We start from the raw sequence: 14018 nt of genomic DNA on the forward strand, positions 1-14018 counted from the left end.
TGGGAGATCAACTGCCCGTAAACGCCCGATTGGTGAGGGCTAATAATCAGTGGGGATGAACAAAACCCCCCACTAATTAAAGTTTCACTTTATTATGCGCTTGCTGATTCTTTTTTTACATCATCTTCAAGAACACGAACAAACTGCGCTTCATTATATGGATAACCAGCTTTTGTAATTTTCACTTTTACTAGCTTACCAATCAATTCTTCAGATCCTTCAAACACAATTTTTAAGTAGTTATCTGTATAACCTACATATAAACCTTCACGGTCACCATCTTTAAATGTCTCTTCCGGAATGATTTCAAGTACTTCACCTTCAAATCCAGAAGCATACTCTTTCGCTAATTGATTTGATAGCTCAATTAAACGGTGAACACGATCGTTCTTCACGTCTTCAGGAATTTGATCTTCCATACGTGCTGCTGGAGTACCTGTACGTTTTGAATAAGGGAAAACGTGTAATTCAGAGAAACGATTCTCTTTAATGAAATTGTACGTTTCCATGAATTCTTCTTCTGTTTCACCTGGGAATCCAACAATTACGTCTGATGTAATCGCAAGACCTGGTAACGCTTCTTTCAAACGATCTAAACGCTCTTGGAAAAATTCCATCGTATACTTACGGCGCATACGTTTCAATACAGTATTAGATCCTGACTGTAATGGAATATGCAAGTGACGTACAACTACTTCTGATTTATCTAACACTTCAATTACTTCATCAGAAATTTGACTCGCCTCAATAGAAGAAATACGAAGGCGTTTTAATCCGCCTACTTTCGCTTCCATATCGCGCAGTAATCCCGCTAAGTTATACTCTTTTATATCTTCACCGTACCCACCTGTATGAATACCTGTTAATACGATTTCTTTATAGCCCGCATCTACTAATTGCTGCGCTTGTTTAATAACTTCTTTTCCATCACGAGAACGCATTAAACCACGCGCCCAAGGAATGATGCAAAATGTACAGAAGTTATTGCAACCTTCTTGTATTTTTAAAGATGCACGTGTACGGTCCGTGAAATATGGTACATCGAGCTCTTCATATACACGTGTTTTCATGATATTGCGGACAGCATTAATTGGTTGACGCTCTTTACGGAATTCTTCGATGTATCCTAACATCTTCTCACGATCTTGCGTACCAACAACAATATCTACACCTGGAATTGCCATAATTTCTGCTGGAGATGTTTGTGCATAACACCCAGTTACACAAATTACCGCATCTGGATTTTGACGTACAGCACGTCTAATTACTTGACGGCTTTTTTTATCTCCAGTATTTGTTACTGTACATGTGTTAATAACATATACATCAGATTTTTTTTCATATTCAGTTCTTTCATAACCACCTTGTTTAAACAATTGCCAAATCGCTTCTGTTTCATAGTGGTTTACTTTACAACCTAACGTGTGGAACGCAACAGTTGCCATTGATTATCACCCCATCAATTCAAAATGATAAGAAGCGGCACTTAACGCATAAAGCGGAGCCGTTTCTGTTCTTAAAATTCTTGGTCCTAAACTACATGGTACAAATTTATGTTCACGAAGTGCGGTTATCTCTTCCTCCGCTAAACCGCCTTCCGGCCCAAATACAATCAGCAGCTTTTGGCCTCGTTTAATCGTCGATAAAGCTTTCGCAAAATTAGATTTCTCACCTTGTTTCGCTTCTTCTTCATACGCAACAAGACAAACATCATACTCGCTACTCATCGACAGCAGTTGTTTAAATGATGAGGGAACGTGTACTTCTGGAATTTCACTTCTATGCGATTGTTCCGCAGCTTCTTTTACAATTTTTTTCAAACGCTCAACTTTTTTATCTGCTTTTTTCGCATCCCACTTTACAATAGATCGAGATGCTTGAAATGGTAAAAATGCAGCTGCCCCAAGCTCAGTTCCTTTTTGAAAAATTAACTCTAGCTTGTCTCCTTTCGGCAGTCCACTTGCAATCGTCACGAACACAGGAAGTTCGCTTGACGCCTCTACCCATTCTACAATAGTGGTATCCACAAATTCACTGGTAATTTCAGCAATTGAACACTCTGCTGTTTGACCATTTACACAGCAATAAATGTGGTCACCAGCTGACATACGCATCACTCTTGCGATGTGATGAACATCATCACCCATTATACGAATACTTGTCTCATTTACATATTTCTCTTCTACAAAATAACGTTGCATATAATCACCTTAGTAGAGTTTCGTTCCTTTCGTAAGTCAACACTTACGAAAAGAACGAAACGTTATCATTTTCATATAACAAACGGCAAGTCCCTCACCTTATACGGTGAGAGACTCCCCTGTTCTTTATAGACTAAAATCTATATTACGCATTTCGTGCAATAATTGCTACCCAATCTTCCATTCGAAGCACTTCTTCAATTGTAAATCCAGCTTTTTCTAACGCTTCAGAAATTACTTTTTCTTTCGCCCCAATAATACCAGATGTAATAAATAATCCACCTGGCTTCACAACTCTCGCTGCATCTTCAGGGAATAGAAGAATAATTTCCGCTAGTAAATTTGCTACGATTAAATCAACTGGACCTTCAATACCTTCTAATAGACTATTCTGTCCAACATTGACAATGTCATCTGTTTTATTTAAGCGCACATTCATTTCTGCACTTTCAACTGCAACTGGGTCTAAATCATACGCTTGAACAGAAGCCGCACCTAATTTTGCCGCAGCAATACTAAGTACCCCTGAACCTGTCCCCACATCAATCACAGTATCACCTGGCTGAACCGTTTTTTCTAACGCACGAATACACATCGTTGTTGTTGGATGTGTCCCTGTACCAAACGCCATACCTGGATCTAATTCAATAATTTTTTCATCTGGAGAAGACGGTGTATACTCTTCCCACGTCGGCACAATTGTGAATGTATCAGAAATTTGAACTGGATGATAATACTTCTTCCAAGCAGTAGCCCAATCTTCCTCATCGACTTCATTAATTGTAATATTTCCTGTACCAATTTCGATGTCGAAAGATGGTAGTGCATCAATAGATGATTTTACACCTGCAACCGTTTCGTGTAAAGAATCCGTTTGTGGGAAATATGCTTTTACCAAAACACCCTCACTTGGATATTCATCTGGGTTAAGTGCATAAATCTCACCGTATTGTTGCTCGCGCTCTTTCGTCAACTCCGCTGGGTCCTCAATCACAATCCCGCTAGCGCCTGCTTCATGCAAAATATGAGAGACAGCTTCTACTGCTTCTTCTGTTGTATGAATACTAATTTCTGACCATTTCACAATTTACCAACTCCATTTTTTATTTCCATTATTCCCCTTTGAAAGCACGTTTAAGCTTTCTGAATAAGCTATCATCCTGCTCTTCTTGCCCTGCAAATTCACGCAATAAATCTTTTTGATGTGAAGTTAATTTCGTCGGCACAACAACACGAACGACTACATATTGATCTCCTTGACCATATCCACGTACGTTTGGAGCACCTTTTCCTTTTAAGCGGAATTCTGTTCCTGTTTGTGTTCCTGCTGGAATTTTCAGCTTCACTTTGCCATGAACGGTAGGAACTTCTACTTCCGCACCAAGTGCCATTTGCGCAAATGTTAATGGCATTTCGCAAATAATGTGATCCCCTTCGCGCTCAAAGAATTCATGATTTCTCACATGAACAACAACATATAAGTCACCTGCCGGTCCGCCATTTACGCCTGCTTCACCTTTTCCAGATACACGAATTTGTTGACCATTATCGATACCCGCTGGAATTTTAACATTGATTTTTTTGCGTTTACGAACTTTACCAGAACCATGGCATGTCGTACATTTCTCTTTAATCATTTGACCTGTTCCTGAACAATGCCCACAAGCTTGACGGTTTACAATACGCCCAAATGGTGTATTTTGTTCTACACTTACTTGCCCTGATCCTGAACAATGTTTACATGTTTCTTTTGAAGTCCCTGGTTTTGCTCCGCTACCCTTACAAGTATCACATGGATCCTCCACTGGAATCTCAACATTTAATTCTTTACCAAAAATAGCTTCTTCAAACTCTAAAGTAACTTGATATTGTAAATCAGCACCTTGACGCGGAGCATTCGGATCACGACGTCTGCCGCCACCGCCACCAAAGAATGAACTGAAGATATCTTCAAATCCGAAACCACCGCCGAAGTCGCCTCCACCGAAACCTTGATTCGGACCCGCGTGACCAAACTGATCATACTGCGCGCGTTTTTGATCGTCACTTAATACTTCGTATGCTTCTTGTACTTCTTTAAACTTTTCAATTGCATTTTCTTCTTTACTTACGTCTGGATGGTACTTTTTAGCCAAACCACGATACGCTTTTTTTATTTCATCTTTAGAAGCACCCTTGCTAAGTCCAAGGACCTCATAATAGTCTCGTTTATTCATAAATTTGCAACCCCCGAATCTTTCACATAAACGTAATTTTAACACCGAAAGAAAGTGCTTTGCAACAAAGTTTCCTCACTTACAGTATGCAAAATAAAAAACTTAAGATCCTCACACATTTCTTCTTATTCGTGAAAAAAGCCAAAGCCAAGGCACGCTTGACTTTGACTTTTTGTCATCTTACTTATTTTATTTCACTGTATTACTTGTCTTCTTTTACTTCTTCAAACTCAGCGTCTACTACATTATCTTTTTTCGCGCCAGCGTCTTGTGCTCCTTGTGCACCTTCTGCTTGCCCTGCAGCTGCTTGAGCTTGCTCGTATAATTTAACAGTTAATTGTTGTACGATTTCTTGAAGAGCATCTTTTTTCACACGGATTTCTTCAAGTTCGTTTTTCTCGATTGCCGCTTGTAATGCTTCTTTCGCTTCCGTTGCTTTCGCTACTTCAGCTGCATCTACTTTACCTTCTAAATCTTTTACAACTTTGTCTGTTTGGAATACAAGTTGGTCAGCTTCGTTACGAAGTTCAACTTCTTCCTTACGTTTTTGGTCAGCGTCAGCATTTGATTCCGCTTCTTGTACCATACGATCTACTTCTTCATCAGAAAGACCTGAAGAAGATTGGATTGTAATAGTTTGCTCTTTACTTGTTCCTAAGTCTTTTGCACGTACGTTAACGATACCGTTCGCATCAATATCGAATGTTACTTCGATTTGTGGAATTCCACGTGGTGCTGGCGGAAGGTCTGTTAATTGGAAACGACCTAATGTTTTGTTGTCAGCTGACATTGGACGCTCACCTTGTAGTACGTGAATGTCTACCGCTGGTTGGTTATCAGCAGCTGTTGAGAATACTTGTGACTTACTTGTTGGAATTGTAGTGTTACGCTCGATTAATTTCGTGAACACACCACCCATAGTTTCGATACCTAAAGAAAGTGGAGTTACGTCTAATAATAGAACGCCCTCTACATCACCAGTAAGTACGCCACCTTGAACTGCAGCACCTAATGCTACAACTTCATCTGGGTTTACACCTTTGTATGGCTCTTTACCAGTTTCACGTTTAATTGCTTCTTGTACAGCTGGGATACGAGTAGAACCACCAACAAGGATAACTTTATCTAATTCGCTTGGAGAAAAACCAGCGTCTTTTAATGCACGACGAGTTGGCTCTAATGTTCTTTCAACAAGACCAGCTGAAATTTCTTCGAATTTAGCTCTTGTTAACGTTAATTCTAAGTGTAATGGACCAGCAGCTCCAGCACTAATGAATGGTAATGAAATTTGTGTTTGTGTTACACCAGAAAGATCTTTCTTCGCTTTTTCAGCTGCATCTTTCAAACGTTGAAGTGCCATTTTATCTTGGCTTAAATCAATGCTATTTTCTTTTTTGAATTCAGCTACTAAATGATCGATGATAACTTGGTCAAAGTCATCTCCACCAAGACGGTTGTCACCAGCAGTTGAAATAACTTCAAATGTTCCATCTGCTAACTCAAGGATAGATACGTCAAACGTACCGCCACCTAAGTCATATACTAGAATTTTTTGTTCTTCATCTTGTTTTTCTAAACCGTAAGCAAGTGCTGCTGCTGTTGGTTCGTTAATGATACGCTCTACTTCTAAACCAGCAATACGACCAGCATCTTTTGTCGCTTGGCGTTCTGCATCGTTGAAGTATGCTGGTACTGTAATAACAGCTTTCGTCACTGTTTCACCTAAGTACGCTTCAGCAGAAGCTTTTAAGTTTTGTAAAATGATTGCAGAAATTTCTTGAGGTGTATAATCTTTACCTTCAACTTCTACTTTATAGTCTGTACCCATATGACGTTTAACAGACATGATTGTATTTGGGTTTGTAATTGCTTGACGTTTCGCAACTTCCCCAACTTGACGCTCTTCATTTTTGAAAGCTACAACAGAAGGTGTTGTACGATTTCCTTCTGGATTTGGGATAACCTTTGGTTCTCCACCTTCCATAACAGCTACACAAGAGTTTGTTGTACCTAAGTCAATACCGATAATTTTACTCATGGCGAATCCTCCTACTTTTATGTAAATTATTGATTTACTTTTACCATTGATGGGCGAATCACACGGTCTTTTAGTTTATAACCTTTTTGGAATTCTTCAACTACCGCGTTTGATTCAAATTCACTGTCTTCCACTTGCATAATAGCTTGGTGTTCATTCGGATCAAACTGTTTACCAACAGCTTCAATCGCTTCAACACCTTCCTTAGTCAACGCTTCTAGCAATTGACGATGCACCATTTCCATACCTTGTAACAAGGATTTCGTTTGCTCGTCAGTCGCTTCCACTTGCATCGCTCTTTCAAAATTATCAAGAGCTGGCAAAATATCTGAAACTAGACTTTGTGCTCTATATTTATCAGCAGCCTGTTTATCCATTTGGACACGGCGCTTATAATTTTCAAAATCAGCTTGTAGACGTAATGTGCGACCTTCCGATTCCGTTAGTTTCGCTTGTAACTCATCTACTTTTTCTTGTAAAAGAGCAGCCTCACTTTTTTCTTCTACAGTTTTTTCACTGTTTTCTGGCGTGACAGCTTCTTCAACTTGCGCTTCTTTCACTTCTTCTACCACTTGTTCGTTACGCTCTTCCACAATTTTCACCTCCTTAAAAGGTATTAGGTATCATGCTTAGCATGATTACCTAAGCATTATATATTACGCACAGCAATGAAAATTTCATCACTTGAGCGAATGTATTACTCTCATTTACTTTTTAAGTCCGTCTGTAAATTGTCTTGTAAATAACTGCAGTAAACTAATTACACGAGAGTATTGCATTCTCGTCGGACCTAAAATTGCAATTGTTCCAAGTTGCTCTTCTCCAATCGAATACGTTGCAGAAATCAAACTGCAATCCTCCATTGCCGTAGAAGAATTTTCTCTACCAATTTTCACTTGAATTCCGACTTGTTTATGACGCAAAATGTCATAAAACGCAGCCTCATTATCAATCATCGTCAGCAAAGATCTTACTTTGTGAATGTCATGGAACTCTGGTTGCGAAAGCATATTTGCTTTTCCTCCAAAGTATATCTTTTCCGATAAAGGGACTTGAAATGTACCATCTAACATTTTTATTGCACTATCGTAATTATGAACATACCCACGCAAGACTGTAACAATCTCTTTAAAGATTTTATTATGAAGTTCTGCCATAGGTATACCAGATAGCTTTTCATTTAAAATATTAACCATTTTTTCTAAATCTGATAAATCAACAGATTCCGGAACGGTAATCGTTTTACTTTGCACATGCCCTGTATCTGTTACAATAATAGCGACTGCTGTTTGACGATCAAGCGGTACAATTTGTACATTTTTAAGTTTATTTGTGCTCAATTTGGGACCAAGAACAATGGCCGTATAATTCGTAAGCTCTGATAAAATTTGAGCTGATTGTTGTGCAATTTTTTCTGCTTCAAAAATTCTTTCAGCAAATAAATCTTTAATTTGTACAATTTCATCGGTCGGTAAGTTTTGCGGCGCTAAAAGATGGTCTACATAAAATCGGTATCCTTTTTCAGAAGGAACACGCCCAGAAGAACTATGCGTTTTTTCAATAAATCCTAATTCTTCTAAATCAGCCATTTCATTTCGAATAGTAGCTGAACTAAACGTAATTTCATCTTTCTTAGCCAACGTCCTCGAACCAACTGGTTGCGCTGATCCAATAAAGTCATCAACAATTGTTTGTAAAATTAAGAGCTGACGTTCCGTAAGCATCTCATCATCACCTCTGTTAGCACTCTTTGTCTTCGAGTGCTAAATCTATTAATAACTTACCAAAATTGACATTCAATTGTCAACGGAAACGTCACGAAATAACAAAAATTTTTCACGCTTATGGCACATTTAATTAATCAATCAAAAATGACTGGAATACTTCATTCCCTAATAGTTTCCCTTTCCTCGTTAAACAAACATGTCCATCTCTGTTTTCAAGTAATCCTTGTTCTTGATTACTTTGTAACTGCTTTGCAAAAACATGGTCCATCTCCACATTAAATTTCTTTTGGAATTCTAACTTAGAAACACCTTTTGTTTTTCGAAGTCCTAAGAACAACTCTTCTTCCATTTTTTCTTTCTCTGTCACTGGGTGAACATCTAAATATGGAAATCCTGTCTCATCAATTTTAGTGAAATATTGCTTGAGCGGACCTACATTTTGAATTCGTTCCCCGTTCACATAGCTATGCGCTCCAGCTCCAAATCCATAATACTCTTCATTATTCCAGTATGTGAGATTATGTCTACTTTCATTATTACCTTTTGAGAAGTTACTAATCTCATACTGGTTATAACCATGTTTCTCCATTTCATCCATTACCATTTCGTACATTTTCGCTTCATGGTCTTCACCTGGAAGTCTTAATTTCCCTTTATTCATTAAGTTATAAAATACGGTTTTCGGTTCCACAATTAAGGAATATGCCGAGAAATGTTGTACACCAAGCGTAAAGGCAATGTCTAATGTTTCCTTTACATCTTCTATCGTCTGTCCTGGCAGAGCATAAATTAAATCTACATTAATATTTGTAAAACCGACTTCCTGCGCTTCTCGAATTGCTACGAATGCATCTTCTCTCGTATGCCTGCGTCCAATCTTCTCAAGTAGCTCATCACGAAACGTTTGCACACCAAAACTAATTCGGTTTACTCCACCTTCTAGCAATACGTTCAACTTCTCTTTCGGTAAATCACCTGGATTCGCTTCAAATGTTAATTCACAATTCGGCGCAAATGGGCGCAAACGACGGTTAATGATGTCGAGTAGTTTTTTTGTTTGCTCCATATTTAAAGCTGTCGGAGTTCCTCCGCCAACAAAAATCGTTTTCATACTTTCAAACGGTACTTTTTGAACCGTATTTATTATTTCTTTCTCTAAATATTGTAAGTATTGATCAACCGGTTGGCGTTCAATAAATACTTTATTAAAATCACAATAGTGACAAATATGCTGACAAAATGGAATATGAATATATGCAGCTTGTACCAAATATAACTCCTACCTTTCTAAAAAGAAAACCTCCGCGTTCCGGAGGGTCCTTTACTTTTATAAAGTGTTACGAATTTGTTCCATTCGCATTTTTCCCCAATCATACATCATTTCAACGATCGGTAAAAGCGACATACCTAATTCCGTCATATAGTACTCAACTCGCGGAGGAATTTCCGGGTATACTGTTCGATCAATAATCCCGTCCTCCATTAACTCTTTCAATTGATTTGACAACACTTTATGAGAAATGCTCGGGAACAGACGTTGTAATTCACTAAAACGATGCGGACCTTCCACACCTAAGTGCCACAATATCACAACTTCCCACTAATAATAGAAAGCGTCAGTTCCTTTTCGCAATTAAAATTACCTTTTTGTATTTTCTCTCGAATATCTTTTCGAATATTTTCGGACATTAATAGTCTCCTAACTCTATATCAATCACTAAAAAGCTCTCTCACTATTGTAAATGAGAGATGCTAAGATGTCTAAAAAGTAGCATATAAAAAAAGAAGCCGAACGAACGGCTTCTACTTTTATCACAATTGGTGCGGGCTAATAATTAGCGAAGAATAGAAAAATCCCCACTAATTATAGTTCACTCTATTAGTTATCATCCATTTTCAGTACAGCCATGAATGCTTCTTGCGGCACTTCTACAGAACCAACAGACTTCATACGTTTTTTACCTTCTTTTTGCTTATCAAGAAGTTTACGCTTACGAGAAATGTCACCACCGTAACATTTTGCAAGTACGTTTTTACGCATCGCCTTAATTGTAGAACGAGATACAACTTTATTTCCGATAGTCGCCTGAATTGGCACTTCAAACTGTTGTCTTGGAATTAATTTCTTTAATTTCTCTACAATTACTTTACCACGGTCATACGCTGAATCACGATGTACAATAAATGATAAAGCATCCACTTGTTCATTATTTAAAAGAATATCCATTTTCACAAGCTTAGATGGTTTATAACCAATTAACTCGTAGTCAAATGATGCATATCCTTTCGTATTTGATTTCAATTGATCGAAGAAATCATATACGATTTCTGATAACGGGATTTCATATGTCAATGTAACACGTGTTTCATCTAAATATTGCATATCAATAAACGTTCCACGTTTCCCTTGGCAAATTTCCATTACAGCTCCAACATAGTCATTCGGAACCATAATTGCAGCCTTCACAAACGGCTCTTCTACACGATCGATAGCCTGTGGATCTGGCATATTAGATGGATTATCAACAATAAGATCTTCACCGTTTGTTAAATACACTTTATAAATAACGCTTGGCGCTGTTGTAATTAAGTCAATCTTGAATTCACGTTCAATACGTTCTTGAATAATCTCCATGTGAAGCAGCCCTAAGAAGCCACAACGGAAACCAAAACCTAAAGCTTGAGATGTTTCAGGCTCAAATTCAAGAGCAGAATCATTCAATTCTAGTTTTTCTAACGCATCACGTAAGTCGTTATAACGTGCAGAATCGATTGGATATAAACCACAGAATACCATTGGATTTAATTTACGATACCCTTTTAACGGCTCTACAGCCTGACGTTTCGCATGTGTAATCGTATCACCTACGCGTGTATCGCCTACGTTTTTAATAGATGCTGCTAAGAAACCTACATCACCTACTGTTAACTCGTCACGTTGCGTTGTTTTCGGTGTAAACACACCTACTTCTGTTACTTCAAATTCTTTTCCAGTTGCCATCATACGTACTTTATCGCCAACTTTTACCGTTCCATTTACAACACGGATATATGCAATTACACCACGGTACGGATCATATAAAGAATCAAAAATCATACATTGTAACGGCTCTTCTGAATCACCTGTTGGAGCTGGTACCTTTTCAACGATTTGTTCTAAAATATCTTCAATACCAATGCCAGCTTTCGCTGAAGCAAGTACAGCTTCCGATGCATCTAAACCAATTACATCTTCTACCTCTTGACGTACGCGTTCTGGGTCTGCACTTGGTAAGTCGATTTTATTAATAACTGGTAAGATTTCTAAATTATTATCAAGCGCTAAATATACGTTCGCTAATGTTTGCGCCTCAATTCCTTGCGCTGCATCCACAACAAGAATTGCACCTTCACAAGCCGCTAAACTACGAGATACTTCGTACGTAAAGTCGACGTGTCCTGGAGTATCGATTAAGTGAAGAATATACTCTTCACCGTCTTTCGCTTTATACGTTAGTTGTACTGCATTTAATTTAATTGTAATACCACGCTCACGCTCCAACTCCATAGAGTCAAGCAATTGTGCCTTCATTTCGCGCTGTGCCAACGCGTTTGTTTTCTCCAAAATACGGTCTGCCAACGTTGATTTCCCGTGGTCAATGTGAGCAATGATGGAGAAGTTACGAATTTTGGACTGTCTTTTTGCTCTTTCTTCTTTATTCATCTATGTTCTCAACTCCTAATAGTCTCGCCAATATACACTAGCACTGATTATATCAATAGAGCAGCAAAGATTCAATGAAAACTCGTGCTGCTTACAATACAAATCACTCTATCTATATCTTATGCGAACAAACCATAAGAGACAAACCTTTTTCAAATTAAAGGACGACTCTCTTACAAACCAATAAGACAACCGTCCTTCCTGCTATCCTTAACTAAAAATCCCTTTTATTGCCCCAACCACTATATCCGTCCCAAACTTTGTCATATCACGAGCAACACTTGCTATCGCCATACCGATACCTTCTACAACATTAAAACTTCTTAAACTTTCTAACTGTTTTTGTTTTTCAATAGCCGAAAACGTATCTCTCGAAATTTCTGATTCAGCCCCAGCGCCTTCTGTTCCTGTCATATGAGCAATTTGTTCATATGACAGCTGACGATACCCCTTCATACTTTTCAGACCATGATTAGCGAGTGCCACTCCAGCTATCATCATAAGCAAGCATAAAACTGTACCGCATATACATAACAGCGTAAATCGACTCAAACTATTTCTGCCTCTTTCCATCAATGTGTATAGGCCCCTGTGTTATCTTGATCAATCTGATGATGCAGTGCTGCATTTAAACCACTTGCTATTACATTTGCCATATCCTCAATAAACGCATCTACTTCTTTTGGGGTTACCATTAAATTATGACCAAGAGGAGATAACACTTCATAAATCAACTTTCTCTTTTCTTCTTCTTCTAACGTACCAATAGCCCCTAAAAACATATTTCGACTCTTTTCATCTGGCATATCTTCTTCTGTTAATTTTTTCTTTTCTCCAAATGTAAAACCTGCTGGCAATAAAGAGCGTGACGGTTTGTTTCCTTCTTTCAGTTCCCGGCCAAAATGTTTCAAAATAAAATCAATTGTATCACTCGTAATCGAAACAGCATCTACCACAGTTGGCACACCAATTGCGATAACAGGAATACCTAATGTTTCTTTACTTAGTTCCTTACGCTTATTCCCAACACCAGATCCTGGATGAATTCCTGTATCAGAAATTTGTATCGTACTATTTACTCGTTCAATAGAACGCGCAGCTAATGCATCAATTGCGATGACAAAGTCTGGTTTTGTCTTTTCAATAATTCCGTAAATGACATCGCTCGTTTCGATTCCTGTAATTCCCATTACCCCTGGACGAATGGCACTAACAGGTCTAAACCCTTCTTCCACACTTTCAGGCTGCAATTTAAACAAATGTCTCGTCACCAGTACGTTCTCTACAACTATCGGTCCGAGTGCATCCGGCGTTACATTCCAATTCCCAAGACCTACGATTAAACAACTCGCTTCTTTTGAAACTCCAACCTCTTCTAAGAAATAAGAAAATTCTTTTGCAAAAATACGCTCTACCTTTTGCTGAAGTTCCGTATCTTGTTGTCGTATACCTTGCACCTCAAGAGTTAAATAATTCCCAGGTTTTTTCCCCATCGACTCAGATGCAATTTCATCAATAGTTACTTTTGTAATTGTAACTCCCTCTTCTTCCCTCTCTTTTACAATAACTCCCTGTATCCCTTTTTGTTCTTCTTGGCGCTCTTGCAGCATTTGGTGCGCCTCTACAGCAAGGTCAGTTCTAACACTATATTTACTTAAATCTAATGGTTCTTTCATCGTATCTCCTCCGTAATTCATAGTAAATATCGTTAGATTTCCCCAAGTTATATTAGGTCATTCTTTCCTTTACGTGAAATTTCATTGATATACTATTGCAATTCTCTTCACCGTTTGATAAAATATCACTTGTTCTATGTAAGAATCGAGTCATTCGATTGCACCAGGGAGGTGAAAAGTATGGCAAACATCAAATCTGCTATCAAACGCGCTAAACTTAGCGAAGAGCGTCGTTCACATAACGCTTCTATCAAGTCTGACATGCGTACTGCTGTTAAAACTGTAGAAACTTTAGTTACTAATAACGATCTTGAAAATGCTAAAGAAGCTTTCAAAACTGCTTCTAAAAAACTTGACAAAGCAGCTCGTAAAGGTCTTATCCACCAAAACGCTGCAGCTCGTCAAAAATCTCGCTTAGCGAAACAAGTAAACGCGTAAGGCGTTTAAAAAACGATCC

General features: G+C 38.3%; 12 protein-coding genes and 1 pseudogene. 1 reads left to right on the plus strand and 12 read right to left on the minus strand.

The window, feature by feature from the left end; translation table 11 throughout:
• Nucleotides 1–92: 92 nt before the first annotated feature.
• The 12 genes and pseudogenes from mtaB to gpr all read right to left on the minus strand — a co-directional run bounded on the left by mtaB (nt 93) and on the right by gpr (nt 13561).
• A complete protein-coding gene (mtaB, locus tag AB3X48_RS02275; RefSeq protein WP_002160445.1) occupies nt 93–1445 on the minus strand; it encodes a tRNA (N(6)-L-threonylcarbamoyladenosine(37)-C(2))-methylthiotransferase MtaB in 1353 nt (450 codons plus the stop codon).
• Between the two features lie 6 nt (nt 1446–1451).
• A complete protein-coding gene (locus AB3X48_RS02280) occupies nt 1452–2201 on the minus strand; it encodes a 16S rRNA (uracil(1498)-N(3))-methyltransferase (protein WP_002160444.1) in 750 nt (249 codons plus the stop codon).
• A 145-nt stretch (nt 2202–2346) separates the two neighbouring features.
• Entirely contained in the window at nt 2347–3285 is a 939-nt protein-coding gene (gene prmA / locus AB3X48_RS02285) for a 50S ribosomal protein L11 methyltransferase (protein ID WP_002111903.1), read from the minus strand.
• A 28-nt stretch (nt 3286–3313) separates the two neighbouring features.
• Entirely contained in the window at nt 3314–4417 is a 1104-nt protein-coding gene (dnaJ, locus tag AB3X48_RS02290) for a molecular chaperone DnaJ (protein WP_002160443.1), read from the minus strand.
• 202 nt (nt 4418–4619) lie between these two features.
• A complete protein-coding gene (dnaK, locus tag AB3X48_RS02295; protein WP_002111905.1) occupies nt 4620–6455 on the minus strand; it encodes a chaperone protein DnaK in 1836 nt (611 codons plus the stop codon).
• A 26-nt stretch (nt 6456–6481) separates the two neighbouring features.
• Nucleotides 6482–7048, minus strand: coding sequence for a nucleotide exchange factor GrpE (grpE, locus tag AB3X48_RS02300; RefSeq protein ID WP_016106181.1), 567 nt, complete (start codon nt 7046–7048; stop codon nt 6482–6484).
• 114 nt (nt 7049–7162) lie between these two features.
• Complete coding sequence (hrcA, locus tag AB3X48_RS02305) at nt 7163–8179, minus strand: heat-inducible transcriptional repressor HrcA (RefSeq protein ID WP_002015201.1); 1017 nt, start codon at nt 8177–8179, stop codon at nt 7163–7165.
• Between the two features lie 133 nt (nt 8180–8312).
• Nucleotides 8313–9452, minus strand: coding sequence for a radical SAM family heme chaperone HemW (gene hemW, locus AB3X48_RS02310; RefSeq protein WP_002015202.1), 1140 nt, complete (start codon nt 9450–9452; stop codon nt 8313–8315).
• Nucleotides 9453–9509: 57 nt separating this feature from the next.
• Nucleotides 9510–9871, minus strand: a pseudogene (locus AB3X48_RS02315) (winged helix-turn-helix transcriptional regulator).
• A 190-nt stretch (nt 9872–10061) separates the two neighbouring features.
• The gene (gene lepA / locus AB3X48_RS02320; protein WP_002145694.1) at nt 10062–11885 is read right to left on the minus strand and encodes an elongation factor 4; all 1824 of its coding nucleotides are present in this window, start codon (nt 11883–11885) and stop codon (nt 10062–10064) included.
• A 210-nt stretch (nt 11886–12095) separates the two neighbouring features.
• On the minus strand, nt 12096–12458 hold the full coding sequence (locus AB3X48_RS02325) for a YqxA family protein (protein WP_002199322.1): 363 nt from the start codon (nt 12456–12458) through the stop codon (nt 12096–12098).
• Nucleotides 12458–13561, minus strand: a complete 1104-nt coding sequence (gpr, locus tag AB3X48_RS02330; RefSeq protein WP_002111912.1) for a GPR endopeptidase — start codon at nt 13559–13561, stop codon at nt 12458–12460. Before gpr ends, AB3X48_RS02325 begins: the two co-directional genes overlap by 1 nt.
• Nucleotides 13562–13741: 180 nt before the next feature.
• Here gpr and rpsT point away from each other — a divergent pair, with 180 nt between their 5' ends.
• The gene (gene rpsT / locus AB3X48_RS02335; protein WP_002088694.1) at nt 13742–13999 is read left to right on the plus strand and encodes a 30S ribosomal protein S20; all 258 of its coding nucleotides are present in this window, start codon (nt 13742–13744) and stop codon (nt 13997–13999) included.
• Nucleotides 14000–14018 lie beyond the last annotated feature (19 nt).

It is taken from the genome of Bacillus sp. S4 (genome assembly GCF_040838205.1).
GTDB lineage: Bacteria > Bacillota > Bacilli > Bacillales > Bacillaceae_G > Bacillus_A > Bacillus_A cereus_U.